The organism is Brevibacillus sp. Leaf182 (assembly GCF_001423865.2).
Lineage (GTDB): Bacteria > Bacillota > Bacilli > Brevibacillales > Brevibacillaceae > Brevibacillus > Brevibacillus brevis_C.
On the sequence record NZ_LMPN02000024.1, the window covers coordinates 112,117 to 130,492 of the forward strand.

General features: G+C 50.1%; 14 protein-coding genes. 3 read left to right on the forward strand and 11 right to left on the reverse strand.

Annotated elements, in window-relative coordinates:
- Nucleotides 1–6: 6 nt before the first annotated feature.
- The 11 genes from ASG16_RS16815 to ASG16_RS16865 form a co-directional block, all read right to left on the reverse strand.
- Nucleotides 7–642, reverse strand: a complete 636-nt coding sequence (locus ASG16_RS16815; RefSeq protein ID WP_056489451.1) for a CIS tube protein — start codon at nt 640–642, stop codon at nt 7–9.
- A 57-nt stretch (nt 643–699) separates the two neighbouring features.
- Nucleotides 700–4,656: a hypothetical protein gene (locus tag ASG16_RS16820; RefSeq protein WP_056489453.1), complete on the reverse strand. Its 3,957-nt coding sequence runs from the start codon at nt 4,654–4,656 to the stop codon at nt 700–702.
- A gap of 33 nt (nt 4,657–4,689) precedes the next feature.
- Nucleotides 4,690–5,154, reverse strand: a complete 465-nt coding sequence (locus ASG16_RS16825; protein WP_048034038.1) for a phage tail protein — start codon at nt 5,152–5,154, stop codon at nt 4,690–4,692.
- Between the two features lie 5 nt (nt 5,155–5,159).
- Complete coding sequence (locus ASG16_RS16830; protein WP_007721336.1) at nt 5,160–5,351, reverse strand: DUF6760 family protein; 192 nt, start codon at nt 5,349–5,351, stop codon at nt 5,160–5,162.
- Nucleotides 5,348–5,725: a hypothetical protein gene (locus ASG16_RS16835; protein ID WP_056489455.1), complete on the reverse strand. Its 378-nt coding sequence runs from the start codon at nt 5,723–5,725 to the stop codon at nt 5,348–5,350. The genes ASG16_RS16830 and ASG16_RS16835 overlap by 4 nt, the downstream gene beginning before the upstream one ends.
- Nucleotides 5,726–5,811: 86 nt before the next feature.
- Complete coding sequence (locus ASG16_RS16840) at nt 5,812–6,243, reverse strand: phage tail protein (protein ID WP_007721341.1); 432 nt, start codon at nt 6,241–6,243, stop codon at nt 5,812–5,814.
- A 41-nt stretch (nt 6,244–6,284) separates the two neighbouring features.
- Nucleotides 6,285–8,042, reverse strand: a complete 1,758-nt coding sequence (locus ASG16_RS16845) for a phage tail sheath subtilisin-like domain-containing protein (protein WP_056489457.1) — start codon at nt 8,040–8,042, stop codon at nt 6,285–6,287.
- A 181-nt stretch (nt 8,043–8,223) separates the two neighbouring features.
- On the reverse strand, nt 8,224–9,030 hold the full coding sequence (locus ASG16_RS16850; protein WP_056489458.1) for a hypothetical protein: 807 nt from the start codon (nt 9,028–9,030) through the stop codon (nt 8,224–8,226).
- A complete protein-coding gene (locus tag ASG16_RS16855; RefSeq protein ID WP_111914438.1) occupies nt 9,030–9,602 on the reverse strand; it encodes a Pvc16 family protein in 573 nt (190 codons plus the stop codon). Before ASG16_RS16855 ends, ASG16_RS16850 begins: the two co-directional genes overlap by 1 nt.
- A 114-nt stretch (nt 9,603–9,716) precedes the next feature.
- Nucleotides 9,717–11,873 carry an ATP-binding protein gene (locus tag ASG16_RS16860; RefSeq protein WP_056489467.1) on the reverse strand — a complete coding sequence of 719 codons (2,157 nt, stop codon included), beginning with the start codon at nt 11,871–11,873 and terminating at the stop codon, nt 9,717–9,719.
- A gap of 18 nt (nt 11,874–11,891) precedes the next feature.
- Entirely contained in the window at nt 11,892–14,648 is a 2,757-nt protein-coding gene (locus ASG16_RS16865; protein WP_056489469.1) for an adenylate/guanylate cyclase domain-containing protein, read from the reverse strand.
- Nucleotides 14,649–14,818: 170 nt separating this feature from the next.
- Here ASG16_RS16865 and ASG16_RS16870 point away from each other — a divergent pair, with 170 nt between their 5' ends.
- Genes ASG16_RS16870 through ASG16_RS16880 form a run of 3 tightly spaced genes read left to right on the forward strand, consistent with a single transcriptional unit; the run spans nt 14,819 to nt 18,327 of the window.
- A complete protein-coding gene (locus ASG16_RS16870) occupies nt 14,819–15,205 on the forward strand; it encodes a DUF4280 domain-containing protein (protein WP_056489471.1) in 387 nt (128 codons plus the stop codon).
- Between the two features lie 18 nt (nt 15,206–15,223).
- Nucleotides 15,224–16,897 carry an MORN repeat-containing protein gene (locus tag ASG16_RS16875; RefSeq protein ID WP_056489473.1) on the forward strand — a complete coding sequence of 558 codons (1,674 nt, stop codon included), beginning with the start codon at nt 15,224–15,226 and terminating at the stop codon, nt 16,895–16,897.
- Nucleotides 16,898–16,899: 2 nt separating this feature from the next.
- A complete protein-coding gene (locus tag ASG16_RS16880; protein ID WP_056489475.1) occupies nt 16,900–18,327 on the forward strand; it encodes an eCIS core domain-containing protein in 1,428 nt (475 codons plus the stop codon).
- Nucleotides 18,328–18,376 lie beyond the last annotated feature (49 nt).

Sequence of the window (18,376 nt, forward strand, 5' to 3'; positions counted from 1 at the left end):
CTTTCGTCACCTCACAAGTGGCACATGCAGGGTACTAGCCGGTTTTAGCAGTCTGGGATTGTCGATCTGATTGGCGTTCGCAATGTTTCGCCATTTCGACGCATCACTGTACGAGCGATATGCCATCAAATACAGTTGGTCTCCTTGATTGACTGTTTGTTGTGCGACCTTTTCTCTTGCAGCCCCGATATCGTCTGCAGACTTTTTCACGCTCGTGCCTTTAAAGGTGACGCCTAACGTAGCTCTTACCGGTGTCCCTTGGTCGAGAAACATCGTAAACCGCTGTGAAACCTTCTCGACAACACCAGTGAATTGAAAGCTGTCCCAGACGAATTTGCAAAGGGGTGGCGTACTGATTTTCTTTTCTACGGCCATCAATCCCAGCACCTGATTCGTGAAGGCACGCACATCCACTCCAGCCTCGTATGTATCAAAAAACAAGTCGACCGATAATGTCTCGATATCACCGCTCGTGAACATTCCGACTGGTACCGATTGCCCCAGTATCTTTTGCCAAGAGTAGTTATTGGAAGCATCTACCTTGTATTCCGAAGGGTTAAAGAGAACGGAAATACTCTCCTTGAAGTCTCCTTGCCCGTTGCGATCCACTAAAATTTTGGCCTTTTTCTCCTGACCCATCATTGGCTTCTGCCTCTCTTTACCGAAGAAATAGTCGTCTGTGAATGCGGCGGCTCCTGCTTATAGACCTCGTCGCTGCCGCTCTTGAGTGAGGCGCTTGTCCAGCTCCTTCATCATTTTATCCATCAATCGATCTACCTCTTGTGGGGATAACGACGCCTGATTGCCAGCCCTCTCTTGCACGTGTAGATCGACTTGTCGTTGGAGCGGAAGTGTTGTCGTCTGCTGCACTGCGGTTTCTTGAGACTGGTTGCTTTTTCGCAGATAATCCATGGATGGCGGTGACTGAACGGTAGCAGCAGGGCTTTCGTGACTGTCCGCTGTTCGTAACGCTTGTCGATGAATATGGGTTGTGTTTTCAGACAGGGAGCGCTGCTCGGATTCTCCAGGCGCTCTTTGAGCTTGTTGCATTCGTTGCAGGAGTGGAGGCTGCATTGCCAGTGTTGTTGACCTCAGATTGAACAGCCTTAGTCTTTGCAGGGGGGTGAGTCGAGCGTCTTGAATCTCGACCTCCTGTGCCTCATTACGAGTTAGCTGTTTAATCGTCTGTGCCTTCGAATTGACTGTCAGAATCTGCTCATGGTTGCTTTGTTGAAAACGGCTGCGGCTACTACGCTGTCGTGAATGCAACCTATCCAAGACAACATCAGTGGATTTTTCTCTCGCGAATGAACCAGACTTGATTGGACGGTGGTGAGAAAATGGCTCCAAGCTGTTAACTCGACCTTTTTGTGGTAGTCGCTCTGCTGCACGTTTGCTTCTGTTCTCGTGAACGGAACTGTCGAGCACCCCCATGCTTTGACCATGCACAAGGCTAGGGAATGGTCCCCATCGTTTCTGAACAACCATTTGTGCATCGTGTCGATTCAGAACTGCCGAGAGTGAGTGATGGTTTTGGACATATGCTTCCGTCCGGAAATCAGTCTTGGTAGCCTTTCTGATTTGCTCCATGACTTGAAGAAAGGCGTGAGCACGTAGGGCAACGGAGTTTGTCCACAGGCTGGCGGTCTGCTGCAAGAAGAGGGAGTGGCGTCTTTCACGGGATCGTCGGCTTTCTCGTAATGGATTGCTTTCGCCCATGAGAGACCTTGACTGATCATTCGATTGCTTTTCACTGCTCGGGGGAGCTTTCCCACTTGTGCTTGTTGCGCCTACCTTTGCAAACTCGCTCATCGCTGCGAGCTTCGCGCTTTTTTGTAAGAGGATCGTGAGTCCTAGTTCCGCACTCCATCCAGCAGCTATCCGTCGCAATGATTTTCTGTCAGAGGCGTTCTCTGTGATAGAAAACGGCTTCACAGACGTGTCGTACAATCGCTGATGATCAGCTTCTCCAAGTCCAATCCACTCTGTGGCACGAAGCATTGCAGAATCAAAGCGGTTCAGCCTGAGGAATACGGCTTCCCGCTCATGGCGATGAGCATGCACGAATGCTCGACTTGTACTCTGTTCATTATTTAGGAAGACGGTGTGCCGTATTGGACGATACTCATGCTCGTGTACCATCGAGATCGTCGCTTTTCGTTCGGGCAGGCTGAACTTTTCTTGATTCTTGGAGAAAGAGAAAGCAAAATCTGTATGCTTGTCCTTCCCACCCTGAAACAATAGTAGCTGACGTACCAGCTCGTATGACATCTGAATAAGGTGCTTATTTTGCAGATAATGAATAGTTGGCTGGGAAAATGGTTGAGAGATGCCTTGGGATGCGCTCTCTTTGGTCAGAACATTCCGCAGGTGCATCAACCATCTACTAGGCGTATTTGTTGCCGCAGGATACGGAGATTGGTTCTCCGGCTCATTCAGAAGGTTCCTTGCATGAGTGCTAGTAGCCAGGATCTCCCTTGCTCTGAGCTGTTCTGCCACCAACTGTTGAAGATGCACCCACGCCATCACAGACTTCTCGTTCGTCTCATGACGGGTAGAACTTACGATACGATTTTGTAGCGTCTGCCAGCGTTGACGATTCGTATGGAAGACAGGTACGAAGCGATTCCATACAAATCGTGCAGTACTAGCTATACCTGCTGGCTCACGCTCGATTTCGTTATGAGTTTCAAGATATTCCTTGATCCAAGGCTGGTTCAACCATCCTCGTTTTTCAAAGAAAACAGGAGCATTGGCGGACTGGAAGCTCTGTATCCAATAAGCAGCGATCGACTTCCTGACAACTGACTGCGAGAGAAGCGGAACTATTCGGGAGCTATCCGTGACAGGTGTCATATGCAAAGGGAACGGTTGCCCCTGCATGGGGTGTAAAACGTGTAACGCCAAACCCGTCCACCACTCATGCTGTAGCATGTCAGACTGCTGATATGAGGCACGGGAGGCAACCGGGATCATGCTCGTTTTGCCCGAATGAGTTTGCCCATGGCTTGATCTCAAGCGAATGGACTGCTCCCACTGCCCCCTGACAATCTCGTTCAACCTAGCTTCCTGTAATGTCAGCTGATTCCTTGTTGCGATGGATTCAGAAGGAAGCAGTTGCAAAGGGGGAAATGTAATGCTACTCATTTGCTCCTGCTCTACCCGAGATGCAAGCATAGTTGCTTGTCGCTCTCGACTTATGACAAGCTGGCGCAACCAATACAACAAAGTGCTCGACTGTTCCTCCCGCCCGCTCTTTATCTGCTTCAACCTCTGTCGAGAACCAAGCACTGCTAGCCCACGTTCGCTTTCTATCGTCGAAAACTGTTGAGCTAAATGGAACAGTTGTTTGTTCCTATTGGCATCCGCTCGATGAAGCATGCCAGGCAATACGGACGAGAACATCTTCGAAGACTCAATGATTTGAAGTATCTTCCGTTCCAATGAGCTAGAAGAGACTTCAGACAGCGTTTCTAGCATCCACTCGCTTTTCGCTTGCGGATGTTGACGGCTACTCGCGAAAACAATTGGCAGTAAAACACGTGGCCGTAGTTTCGGGGTCATCGTCCTAGGCAGCCAAGTTGCTCGACTTTCCTGCCAGTACAGACTCAGGTTTTCCCACCAGCGCTCCCAAAGCTCAGTCTGCTGAGAAACTACAGACCAACGTGTACTTTCATGAATGATTTGTCTTGCGAATTCTCTGCCGTCCATTCCGGCTTTCTCTGTCCATACCGAGCGATCCAAAGGTAAGCTTGCAGCCCGTCCTTCTGCTCTTTTTAGCAAAACAGGAAAAGACCACGTCCCAACCTTTGATTCCATCCCTCTACCGATCAACTGCAAAAAATCGCGAACCCCAAACCGTTCGAATCGGCTAGCTGCAAAACCCGTCGCTCCGACACGTGAAATCGAGATCGCAGCTACTCTTGTCGCTGTTTCGAGCCGTATCCGCTCACGTGCATTTTGCATACTCTTGAGTCCATCAGGCTCACCAATTCGCGCCGTGTGTACCAAAAATCCAGGCGAACTATAGGAAGTCCCAGGCGTCCAAAACCTTTCATGTACGGCTTCCTTGTTATCTGAAACTAGTGCTGCTTTCAAAAGAGGCGAAGCAAAATCGACCGTGCTTATCTGCTCGCTGAACCGTCCCAGCGGTAGCGATTTTTCAAGGAAGCTCGCTCGCTGAACCGAAGACTGAACATAACTGGACAAGCGATATCTTTCTTTTCCATTCGAGACAACGGTGATCCGAGTCAGGTAGACCTTCTCGATTAATTTGGATGACTCCCACTTCCGCAAAAGCTCATGTATCAAAGTACCTGGTCGTACTTTTCGTCCTGATCCCGATGCTTGCGTGGTCACCACACGCTCTTTTGTCCCTGGGAAGCCAGCCTGTCCGTTCGGCAACATTTCTCGATTCAATCCGAGGTAGGAGTCCACTTGTACCTGCATGCGTACATGAATGAAGGCTTGATGAAAGTGGTTTTCCTGCCCTCCGATACTCGGCGAAAAATCACGATGGATCAAAGCAAGGTAGGCGGGATCGCGACCTTCCTCGTGCCGATACTTCTGCATGATGCTTTGTGCAAAGCCTTGGCTGGACGCCCTTGGCAGCAGTGATGGACGACGCGAAGGTGGGAGCGCCTTGATCGTTATCATCGTTTCTTTTGCTCCTTGCAGACGGGATAAGGCTTAAAAATACGCTTTTAAGCCGTGGTGCACGATTTCCAATGTCTCGATGGCCACTTCTCCATGCGTGGCCCGGAACTCCGGTCCAACCCACTTGACCGGATAAGCCCCTTCAAATGCCCAAGCTCCCACGTCATTTCCGTTTGGGTCCATAAGAATGATCGCCCCCTGCTTGCGCTTGCGCTTTTCTGGCGGGCCAAAGTGGAAGTCCTCATACCATCTCCACAGCTCGTTTGATCTCACAAATCCTCGTTTGAAGACCAGGTTGGGAAACTTGCTGCGTTTCGGCAGCTTGTGGACGAAATGATTCACGCCGCCCTCTTGGTACTCCTCCAGCTCTGTTTCGACGGCCAAACCGGACACTTCACTAAATCCAGCGACCCAGATGCCATCCATCTCCAATCCAAACGGAAGAAAGTCCACACGAAATCGGAGGTTGGTGTAATACGGATTCTCATTGGCGAACACCTGAATCACCTCCGCTTGAACACATCAAAAACATTTTCAGGTTCGTCATTTTGCTTGCGATTGATCGCGGATATCTCCTCGCACCACCGGCGCCGTTCCTTGTGTTCCATCGACATGATCTCGTCGTGAGGCCAGTGAAAATAGTAGGCGATGAAGGCGGCTTCTTCATAGATCTTGTCGACGGGGTATCCACTCATACTCCCTCCAGCGCCCCTGAAAAAGCCATGTCTACCTGAAATTCATGCTCGCATTTCGGGCAAGATGTCTGGAACATCGAGCTGTCCAATTCATTGATCTGTCGGTACAAGTTTTGCAGATACGCGAGATCCGCCGTAAATAGCCGTTCTACCACTCTTGTGTCAATTCCCCGTACATCTCCCAGCTTGGTAATCACTCTCGTCAGCAAAATAATCGTCAAGTAGCCGGGATTTTGCTGGACACGCGGATCACGCATCGGCAAAATTTCATCGGCAGCCGTCGCCAAACGCATGACGCCCCGTTTGTGCAGGTTTCCTTCTTCATCCACATAGCCGCGCGGGAGCTCAAATTCGTATTCCGTTTTAAATGCCATGGTGTCATCCTCCTCATCACCCTAGGCCAGCAAGAGTGACAAAGAAAAGCCTTTTCCTTGCCACTCTTTGGCGTCGGGATCTTCTATTATTTCGTGCGTGTCATTCCTTCGTGGGCAATTTCCAACTGTTCAATCGCTACCTCTGAGGACGTACCGTTAAAATCAGGCGCCGTGTATTTGGTCGGCCATGCTTCAATGACCTTCCATGTAGCGACATCATCCCCTGCCTCATTGATGGCAATGATCGTTACCGTTTTTCGTGCGACCTTGCCCTGGATGGTGTCCTGCATCCAGTTGTACAAATCCATTGAATCCGTCACGCCCCATTTCAGCGTGATATTCCCGTACTTCGCCAAGCCCGGGAGCTTGCGCGGTGTAATCACTTCATTGCCTTCTCGATACTCGACTACGTCCACAGACGCATCAAAGCCTGATACCTCACTGAAGCCTGCCTGCTGAATGCCGTCCATCTCTACCCGATACCGAAACTTGCGGTATGGATCCTTGCGATCTGCCATACTGTACCCCTTTCTTCACACTGTTTTTTCCCCGTGAATTATTACTGATCAGATGTTTTTTGCGTAATACGGAAGATGACGAACTCTGCCGGTTTGACAGGTGCTACACCAATCACGCAGATCAATCTGCCATTGTCGATATCATCCTGCGTCATCGTGCTTCTTCCGATTTGGATGTAAAAGGCTTCCTGCGGGCTTGAGCCCATCAATGCGCCATCTCGCCAGACACGCGTCAGGAAAGAATCGATCGTGCGTTGGACACGGGCCCACAGCCTCTCGTCATTTGGTTCAAATACCACCCAGTTTGTCCCGTTTTTGATCGATTCTTCGAGGAAAATGAACAGGCGGCGCACGTTTATGTACTTCCATAGCCCGTTGGATGACATCGTCCGTGCACCCCAGACGCGAATTCCTTGACCTGTAAATGCGCGAATCAGGTTGACTCCCTTCGGATTCAAAATATCCTGCTCGCCCGTATTGTACTGGCAATCCAGTCCGGTGCAGCCGCGCACGACCTCGTTTGCCGGGGCCTTGTGGACGCCGCGGGTATTGTCCGAGCGCGCGTAAATACCAGCCATGGAGCCTGATGGCGGAATGTAGATGTTACGCTTGTCAAGCGGATCGAACACTTGTAGCCAAGGATTGTAGATGGCAGCGTATTGCGTATCGAAAATATTGCGATGCGTCAACACATCGCTTACTTTTTTCTTGTCGCGTGGGATATCGAGGATGGCGAAGCGGCTTTTCAAGTTTTCACAATGAGCCACAAGCGCGAGCTGCACATTCGGGTCTGTCACGCCTGGAATGGCCATAATGCTCACTTCGTCATTATCGATGAAGGCTTGGATTCCGGTACGTTTGCCGGGTCCATGATCCTCCCCCATGTATTCGCCCGCAGACAGATTGGCGACAGAACCGTCGCTGCCCCCTGCCAAAGAGATTTGATACAGACCGAATTCCGTCTTACCGCCCTCGGATTGGGTTTCTTCCGCTATCCCTGAAATGACGGTAAAAGGCGGGATGACTTCCGGGCTCGCTGGGGCAGCACCCGCTTCGACCTCTACGATATTGCTCTTGGACAGCAGCTTGCTGACATGATTGGCAGCAGAAACATTGAGCGAGCATTTGTCGAACTCTTCTGCTTCATCGTTGTAGAAAACTTGCACCGTGAATTCGCATGTGGACAAAATTTTGACGGGCAGCAGATTGTTATCGATGACGTCTCCTGTAAGCACAGCAGATAGCTCGATCACATTGTCTTGAGACGAAACCACTTCACTGTACTGTTTGGTTTCACCGTCATAGAAAGAAACGACATCACCTGGTTGAAAGCCTGCACTGTTTTTCACACGGTACTTAGGAGCTTCGCCTAGCTGCTCGTAAATCTGCGTTTTTGCCTTGCTCGACGGAATCAAATGAACGCGGATCTGATTTCCCCATGCCCCCGGATTTTTGGCCGTAATCCGAAGGACAGCCTCTTCGCTGTTACCTTCATTGGAAGCTGGCTTCGCATCTGCTGGCGCTACCCGCATCACATAACAACGGGAGCCTCCATTCAGAAAGAAGTGATCCACCGCATAGGCGAGATAGCGGTATTCGCCAAACGCATTCTCAGACAAATAGGAACCGAACAATTTGCGGAAATCATTGACACCTGTAATCAGCTCAGGCAATCCCGCAACGGGTCCTTTTTGCGCCAACCCGATAAAGCCGGCCGTGCTCGTACTCGCTCCCTCCATGGGAACGGGGCCACTATCAAATTCCTCGACATACACCCCTGGTGATAAGTACTCTGGCATCGTAACCTGATTGGAGAGTTCCGCATGTATCAGCAGCAGAAACCTGCAATCAGTCCCTCCCTCCGAATAATTTCATCACTTGCTTTACCACTTATAAAAATGCCGTTTTGATACGTGAGTCTTGCTCTATAATCAGGCAGCAGGATGTTATGGACCGAAGCCAAACAACTGCCGGATCACCCTATTTGGGTCTGTTCAATTGGATGGTACCTATGGATTGGGTCGTACCGGCTTGAATGGAAAGCTCGGCAAAACCAGCGGCTTCTTCCCGCCGCACTTCAATTTTCATACGAGCATGAGTTTTTTCCAGAAACAACGGAAGGGCAACTACGAATTCCCCTCTGTCGTCGCAATACGTTTCGAGCAGTGGGAGTAAGACAGTGCCTCTTGGGTAGGCAAAAGAAAGAGGTTCGGTCAAGGGGTAAACCCGACCTTTTGGGGGACTTGCAAAACGAATGATCGTCCCTTTGCATGTGGGTGTTTCGAGAAGAAAAGCGTCAGCCAAATCGACTTGACCCTTTTTACTGGCAATGATTAGCTCCGTAGCCTCTTTGTCTGCGTCCTCGGCCAATCTCACCGGGGCATCTCGTTCATACGAGATGACAGCCTGCACATAGGCACCGCCAGTTGGGGAACCATCCTCCACGAAAATTCTCCCTCGAATAAGGGAGTCTCCTGTCCGAAATGGATAGGCTGGACTCGGATGCAAGTAGATGACTGACTCCGTGTAAGATGTGCGCCCAGTGATCACGGAAAAGGACACGGAGCGATCGATATACTCCCGGCTGCTTATGGTGAGCGTGTAAATCCCATCAGGCAAGTCAGAAAAGATATACCATCCGTCCCCTTTGCATACGGGCACTTGTGGATGGTTTGCCAAGCGAACAGACAAGCTCGATCGAAAAGGGGCTCCTCTTGTATACATGTCCACCAGACGGACGGCATACGAGAAGACGGAACGAATACGCACCTGGAAATGCTGATCCATTAGCGATGACCTTCCCCTCGTATGCGAATATCCCGTTCCAGTACGCGCTTCGTTGAACGAACTCGGGTGGAATCGATATGAACCGGTCCTACCGAGTAGCCGATGGATAGCTTGTACGGAACATGTGGAAAGAGTTGGATGAGTTTATCAACGGGAGGCTGCTCCACGACGACACGAAGCTCTGTATCCATGTTGGCAAGGGAGCCTTGAAGCTGATCGCCACGCAAAATGGCGTTGTCGTAGAGAACCTGCATGGCACGCCCGAGGATGCGATGCTCGTCCAGCATGCGGGTATGCTGTTCTGCTGGGGAATGGGCGGTCAATATGTAGGATAGATTGACCGTCATTGGGGGATATCGCAGCTGATCAGTACCTTCACTGATCATCATGTGCTGCCTCTCCTGACTTTCCCGGATTTCGTATAAAAACAAGGCTAACGCCAAATCTCCTGACTGAGCAGGCGAGCTTAGACCAATCAACTCCGGTTGGCTAATCGGCTCCGGCGTCATCTCTTTTCGCAAAAGAGCGAGCAGCGACTCTCCTACTTCAGCAATGGCGGTGTACTGGCTGATACCCGTTCACCTCGACATTATTTGACAGAATATCCCTATCATAACATTGAAATTAATGGTTTTACATGAATTTTTATCTAATTTTGTAAAATTACACATTTCCCTCGATACGCACTACCCGTTGGCATACTCCCCCAAATCCTCTTTCAATAGCAGCTTACCCGTCTTTTTTAATTCCTGCTTCGCAGCCTCAATCAAATGACGCATGGAAACAGGCGTGCCTTCCGATGCAGCCAAGAAAGAGGCAGCGAGAACCACATTTTTGATCCCGCCCCCAGCAATGTGCAGCTTGGACGCGAGAAACTCAAAATCGATGTCAGCAGCTCGCGGCGTATCGGCCGGGAACATGCTGCGCCATATTTCTTCGCGATAGAACGGTTCGGGAAAAGGAAACTTCACCACATAGTTGATTCTGCGCATGAAGGCCTCGTCAAAATTTTGCAGGAGATTCGTCGCCAAAATGGAGACCCCCTCGTACTCCTCCATCTTTTGCAGCAAGTAGGCCGTTTCCACATTCGCGTATTTGTCATGCGAATCTTTCACTTCTGAGCGCTTGCCAAAAAGGGCATCGGCTTCATCGAAGAAGAGGATGGCATTGCCGATTCTCGCTTCCGAGAAGATGTGGTGGAGGTTTTTTTCCGTCTCCCCAATGTACTTGCTAATCACTTGCGACAGGTCTATTTTAAAAAGCTCCAGACCCAGTTCGTTCGCCACGACTTCCGCCGACATCGTCTTGCCCGTACCCGGAGGACCTGCAAACAACATGCTGACGCCCTTGCCATAAGAGAGCTTTCGTCCAAAGCCCCACTCTCCCAAAACAACATTTCGATAGGTCACCTGATTGCAGGCGTTCCGCAACAAAGTCAGTTGCTCCTCTGGCAAAATCAGATCTTCCCACCTATATTTGGGCCTCAATCGCGTGGCATGCTTTTCTAGCGCATGTCTCATTTGCAGGAAGCAAGCTTCGTGGAGATGCGTTTTCGTAATGATCCTGTCTTTCGTCTGCATCGCCATCTCATTTGCTCTGTGAAGCGCCTGGTTGATTTGCCCGGCATTCAGCTTGAATTTTCCAGCCAAAACACCTGCGTCAATCTCTTGAGAAAAGCTCATGCCTGCACTGCCCGTCTCCCATAATCGCCTCCTTTCCGTTTCATCTGGATTAGGCACCTCCATTTCCAGCCAAATCCGCTTCCCCAGAGCATTTTCCGGCTTCCATTGACTTTTCGCCACAATGGCAATCGGGCCTAAAAAGCTTTCGAGTTCATCCATCATCAGTTGCTTGCGCCCAACTGTTTGTATCTCTTCTGTCAGAAAAACCTCGAACTGATGCAAGCACAGCACACCCCGTCGCAGTTGTACCTCCCGCAAGACCTGCTGTAATCTTCGTGAAAAAGCTTCCTCCCGGATCAAGCGCTCTGCATCCACGAACAGCACTGGTCGCCTGACGCGATGAAACAGATGCTTGACTCGATGCCTTTTGCCAACGCCAGTCGGACCATGCAAATGCAGGAGAAGCCGCTCTGAATCTGCTCCTGCCGTTTCCCACAATGTTTCAAAACGCTCCTGCAAATGAATCGCGTTCTCTTCTACCAACGGCTCCAGCTCTTGATCTGGCAAGCTCCAGGATAGCCACGGCGGCAGAGTGGCATCACCTCCATTCCTTGTCGTCAAAAAGTGCAGCATACGTTCATCCAGCTTTAACGGCCGAGAGAGCCAAGAGCCGCTGCCCCCCATGTCCCCCTCGGTAAAAAGCAGCAGTCGGCCCAGCTTGCTTTTTTGCGCAAACGCTGTCCAGGCCTCTATTCTCTCAGTGGCTGTCCGGCAAAATAGCTGCATCGCCAATGCGGGAGTAGGTGACTTGCACGTAATATCATCGAGGAGGTAGCCAAACAGTTTTTCGTACTTCCGATCCAGCTCGACTGCCAGGCAAAGAAATAAACATCCCAACTCGAAGCAGTTGAGTGAAAAAGCGTCTGCCACTGCCAAAATCGGTATGCTACCCGCTTCGTGCATGTGTAGGGCATGAAGTCGTTCCTCGCATGCTACCAGCCGCTCTGTGAAGACTTCCCATAGCTGCGTTGCTGGCGGAGCTGCCTCTAGCAATTGTACGACCTCGTCCTCTGTGACAATCACCCCCCTCATTTGATCAAGCGGATAATCATCCCCCTGCTCTGCTCGTACGGCCAGCAAGCGCATCAAATGAATATCCAGCCATTGCAGCATCTCTTCGTAATAGTTCCACTGGTTGTAATTCGGTTTGGGACTCGTCATTACGCTTTTTCACCGCTCCTACGATATTTTCAACTCACCAGACCAATCTCGTTCGGCCCCTTTTTGGGCGTATTCGTCACATAGATAGAAATACTGTCGCGCCGCCTGATCCCAGCGGTTTTGCTTGATGACGGACAGAAAAGCGGAGCGCGCATCGTGAAACCTCCCATTTTGATACATCGCAATCGCCTGCTCAAACAATTCCTTCGTCTCATCCTTGTGCGCACGAATCTGGTCAGCATCCCCCTCGTATACGTCGTACAAATGCATCGGCTGAGCCTCTCCCTCGATGTGCACCCAGCCTAAATCACGATATCGGTACGGCGTGCTCTCTCCCATCTCGGAAAACAGCGAATCGGACATCAGGATGCAGGCCCCGAGCGTTTCCGCCATCTTTTCCATTTTCTCCACCACGCGGACGTGATCCGATATGATCGCAGCCTCCAAACGAGTCGCCTCGCCTATAATGCCGAGCATGAGTGGACCGTGATGCAGAGCAACCCGCAATTCAATCGGATCGTACCCTTTTTCCGCCCGTTGCTCGTTATAGTCCGCTAACGTACGGCGCATTTGTACCGCCGCATCCAACGCGTCTTTCGCCTCTTTTGGATAAACAGCAAGCACCCCGGGATCGAGATATTCGGTAATCATCCCTTGATTCTCATTCACAATCGGAGCAAAACGCTTGAGAAACGCATTGATGACGCGGAATGTCGTCTCTGGTCGCAGACGATGTGAGATGGCATGAAACGATTGCAGACTCATCCGCATGACGGCCATTTCCCGCTCCACCTGATCCCCCAGCTCCACGTCGAGTATGCTTTCCTTCCCGAGAAAATGGATAAACTGCTGCGGCACAAAGCGATTGTTCGCCTCGCTCATCCTCGTGATATTCGAGATGTACTGACGAATGCGCTTTGCCATTTGGTTGAAGCTTTCTGCCAGCTTTTGAATTTCATCCATGGAGCGAACCCTGGCCACCACACTGTAGTCGCCTTTTCCCATATCAGAGACGTTCGTTTGCAGATTACGGATGTTTCGGTATGTCAGCCACGAGAAAAGGAAGAATAGACTCGCACAAATTGACCAGACCAGCGCAGCTCCACGGCCGAGCTCACGGGACATTTCGGTGTGCTGTATGCGGACCCCGTTCATTTCTCTGCCCAGCTCCAACACACCCGATAGCTTGCCTGCGGAGTTGTAGATCGGGGCCATCGCGTACATCCAGTAGCCTGTCCGATCCTGGGCTTTACCCGAGACGATCTCCCGTTTCATGACCACACTGCGGAACTCGTCATCAATGGACACATTTTCAAACACTTCTGCGCTGTCATTGTCATCCATCATGAGAAACAATTCGCCATCTTTGTATTTGTAAATCGTTTTGTACAGCCCCCTGTTCACATTCACATCATCTGGGACCTCCAGTTTTTTCAGGTTGGCCTGTACGGCTTGATAGTCCTCATTCATGTAATCAATCGCTCCATTGATTCCATCCAGCTTGTCCCCTTCGATCAGCGTAGAAATCACATAGGCTTGGAGACGAAGATCGGTTTGATTCTCCTGCTCCATAAACGAGAAGGTCAGCTTCGTTCCCTCCAGTTGAAGGAATACAGGGACAACAATAAGTGGGGCTATCACTATCGTTTGCTTGATAATCAACGGAATCCGGAAGAGGCGAAACAGCAGAAACTGAATGACGCAAAACAGGAGAATTTCCACACCCAATCCTACCCACCAGGTCCATTCCTTCAAGCGGTCTTTTTCGGATACTGACGGGGACGTGAGCTTGGTCATCACATTTCCCTGTTGATCCAGGAAGGCGAGTTGACTATCTGTGGCTACTACGATCTCATACTGGGGAGTTACAGCAAACGCCGTTAAGGCACTACTATCACTCGACTTGATCTGCTCGAATGTTTTGGAAGGCACCATCAAGGCGATTTCATCTGGATGTGCGGGATCGAAGCGTTCAATGACATTTTGATCAGAATTGTAGAAAAGAAGGCGACCTGCTGGTCCCACTTTGACATGATCGGGGACGGTACGATTCTTTTCCGAGCGTTCGGAGTGAATGTAGAGCGGACCTTTTACTTGTGCTTCCCCGCTTCCTTGGGGAACATCGACCTGGAAAAACTCTCCACGCTTGGTAGTGACATAGGTATGCCGTGGGTCTACTCCTGTGATTTCATTGACGTATACTTGATTAGGCAATTGGATTTGATAGAGTTGTGTGGGGGATGAATCAGAGGGTACAAATTGATAGGCAATCACTTCAGGATGTTGATAAACATAAAAATAAAGGCGATCTTTCTCGACTTGCAGGGAGCGTACCTTGCCAATTCGCTTGAACGAGCTGTTCGCTCCGTATGCATCTTCATACACGACTTGTACGATTTCTCCATCTGGCGCCATTCGCACGATTCTCTCGGATACGGTCCGCAATCCAAAGCTATCGAGCTTTGTAATCAGCACGTACGCATATCCTTCTTCGTCGATGGCTACCTCTGTGAAATTTTCCAAGCCCTCTTCTGGATTTTGCTCCAGTACTTGCTGATACCTTAGCGTCCGATCGGGGTACAGGCTAGTCAGCTTTTGGTGTCCATCCGTTATGAGGACGACATCCTTTTGACGATTGACCGCGATGCTGTCGATCCCTTGAAACGGTTCGTCCTGCTTCCCGCTCCTATCCATGTTCCAAGCGAGCAGCAAGCCGATCCCAACAAATACAATCAGCAGTCCGGTCAACCGGGAAACCTTCTTGTTATTTCCCATCGTTTGCGGTTCTCCCATCTCTCGAAAACGTATTTTCGAAAATGATACCAAGCAACATTATACTAAAAATTACAAATTTCGCTATACATCTTCTCTATTTGACATTTATACTACTATACAGATTGATTTTCAATATCTTACCAGATGACTTATGAAAAGGAGTTGGCTTCATGGGACAACTCGTCTGCGGAGGAGCCATGCTACAGTGCAGCTTCGGTGCTGCTCCCAGTTCACTCATGGTGCTCCCGGTGAATCGCGTCACAACCAGTATGCCGATCGCAAACATTATGGACAATAAACCAATGGTAAACGTCCTTCCATTCGGGATGTGCAATACGATGTCCAACCCTCAGGTCGCAGCAGCCACAGCGGCGAAGCTGGGCGTTTTCACTCCGGTCCCCTGCGTTCCTGTCACCGCCGCCCCTTGGGTTCCTGGCTCCCCTACTGTTCTCGTGGCTAACATGCCCGCCCTCAATCAAACCTCCAAGCTCATGTGCAACTGGGGTGGCGTCATTCAGATCACGAACCCCGGACAAGCAACGATTCAGGTTCCCTGACAGATAGGGAGGAAACATATGGACAAACAACTCCAAAAACTAACAGAACAAACCATTGTAGAACCGCTCACCAATCCGCTCAAAAAATGGGTGCAAGATTGGATCAAAAAAGGAGCCGCCCTCCCCAAGCAAGCCCTCGATTGGATCAAGAACGGCATTGCCGGACTGTTCACCAAAAAAGAAACTTCACTCAACGATTACGTGCATATCGGCCGTTTTTACATCGCCAAACGCTTTCTCATTTTGACAGGACTACTGCTCCTTGTCCTGGCCTACTTCCTGTTCATCAATCCTCCCGATGCGCTTAACCGCTTTTTGCAACGTCCTATCGTCATTCATCTAAAAACTCCCAATCAACAAATTTCCGACACGGGTCTGGCGATCATCTACAACCCGGAAGGCACGATGATCTATTCTGGCCAGCTCGTGGATGGTCTGTATGACGGAAAAGGAGAGCTCTATGACGACAAAGGGAAGCTCATTTACAATGGCGAGTTCAAAAGTGGCACTCCGCAAGGCTTAGGCAAAGGATACCGGAAAGGCGTTCTCGTCTATCAAGGCGGGTTTGAAAATGGCGTTTACGCTGGTCAGGGGGCGTTGTACAACGACAACCAGCAAATCGTTTTTCAGGGAGAATTCAAAAATGGGAAGCTGGATGGAGCCGGTCAGGAATTGTACACAAACGGCGCAAGCAAATACGAGGGTGCTTTTAAAAACGGCGTGTACAACGGAGCTGGCCGACTTTTTACGAAGGATGGAAAGCTGCTTTACGACGGACTGTTTGACAATGGCTTCTACGGCGGTGAAGGTACCGATTACTACGAAAACGGGCTCCTGCAGTATAAAGGGCAATTTGTGGACGGCAGATACAACGGGACCGGAAGTTTTTTTGATCGGGATGGCAAGCTCGTGTATGAAGGTCATTTTCGAAATGGGCACTTCAATGGAGCCGGAACCAAATTCTCCACCAGTGGCAGCATCGTCTATCAAGGTGATTTTTTGCTAGGCGTGTATCACGGGCAGGGCGAGCTGAGAGATGCAAGTGGCGTAACGCTGTATAAAGGCGGTTTTGCAGAAGGGCATTATCACGGAACGGGAGAGCTTCGTTCTGCTGAAGACGCTCTGTTGTATCAAGGGCAATTTCGGGCAGGTGCCTACGACGGCATCGGGGTACTCTACGACAAGGAAGGCTTGCCGCTATACAAGGGGTACTTCCGTGAAGGCCGTATTTATTTGCCAGGATTCATTGGTATCTCCAGGAGCAAGCTGGAAGAGATTATGGGCAAGCCCGACGATGACGGGCCGAAAGAAGGCGAAGATGCTGTCCCTCCTCCTGCCAATCAAAAAGCACCCGAAGCTCCACCAGCGAAGGATCCCACCTTATCGCCGCAAAAACTTGCGTATCGTGAAATGAACATGGCGTTTACACTTGAACCGGCGCCAGGACACCCTACCAAGCAGATTGTCACTGCCGTCCACGTCTATCACCCACAGGTCATCTCGATCGTCAAAGAAGATCGGAACGAGCTCGACAGCAAATCTGCCATTTTGCCCAAGACGTCGACCACGTACACGAATCGTACCGGAGCAATCATAAGCGATTTGGTCGACCCGTATCTGTATCTCTATTTCTATCAAGCACAGCAAAAGGAACCCGTTCAATTGGACGTGACAAAAGCAGAGGGGGTGTAAAAATGCGACGCTATGAATCTAGCAAGCCGTCTATGGATGCGACTCATGAAAAACCAAAAGCACCTGTTTCCAAGCCCATGCTCCAACCGAGCCAGGTCCAAAGAAAGGCGAGTCACTCTTCCCACATCCTTTCTCTGCAAAAGACTCTTGGTAATCAGGCGGTGCAGCGCATGTTATCAAGGACTCCCTTGCAAAAATCGGAGAATCTCTCTTCCGGCAGCGGTCGCTCACTCCCCGATTCCGTCCAAGCAAAAATGGAGAAGGCATTTCACACTGATTTTTCAGAGGTACAGATTCATCCAGAATCGTCTGTCGCCTCCCAAATCGGGGCTGTTGCCTTCGCCCAAGGGAATGATATTCACTTCGCTCCCGGCACCTATCAGCCGGAAACGCAAAGCGGGCAGCAACTACTCGGCCATGAGCTGACACATGTGGTCCAACAACGACAAGGGCGGGTAAAGGCGAACGTTCCGGATGCTAGCCTGCCCATCAATGACGATCCCTCCCTCGAAGCTGAAGCTGATCGCTATGGTTCACTGGCAGCCACAGGCACCATGACAGATGGCACAGGTACAGATGCTACTGGTTCTGTATCATCCCCGATTATCCAAGGCACTTGGGACGAAGCCTTGTTAGATGCACGCAGAATGTGGAAGAAACATGTGGCAAAAACCAATGATTTGCATGAAGGAACAATCAATGAACTTTTTGACCAGACAAACTACTTGTCTTACTTTGACAAAGTGCGGTACAGCTACAGTCTGCACTCCAAAATTTCCGACATTTTCTCGGTTACAGGCGGGAACTATACAGAGTTGGAAGAAGCACAGCGTCTTTTCGAAAAAGAGATCACTCCCTATTTCGGTCAAGATAAGGATAACGATCCTGACATCGATTACAGCTATTTGGAGAAGCAGGACAACGATGACGACGCGGGAGTCCACATGATGGACGAGGATAATTCCAGCAATTTATACAAGAATAAACGCGTTGCTACCGAGATCAAGACGATCAGCTCCCATGATGATTTACAAATTAACGCCCGCATTCACGAAGCAATCGTTCAATTGGACAAACGGCGTGATACGGATCAATTCGATGAATATGTGATTGTCATTCAAAAGTATCATCCTGAAAACCCTTGGCCTTACACAACCGCTGAAAACAGAGCCGCTCAGGAGCTAGGTGATCTCAAGCAAAGAGTTATTCAAAGACTGAGTAGCATGTACAATCTTCCGAACTACAATATCAAGGTCATTTTCCGCGGCATCACCAAAGGTACACCCACAGGTGGAACAGGTGGCGTAAATCCCGCATTCATTATCCCTGAACACATCCGCTATTCGAATATGCAAGCGTATTCGCTGGAGTGTTACTACTTGGGTGAAATCGGTGCAGGGTGGCTGGTTGATGATCCTGTTCGCGAATAACATGACGAAAAGGCAGCCACGCTGAATGGAGGGCTGCCTTTTCTCTTTG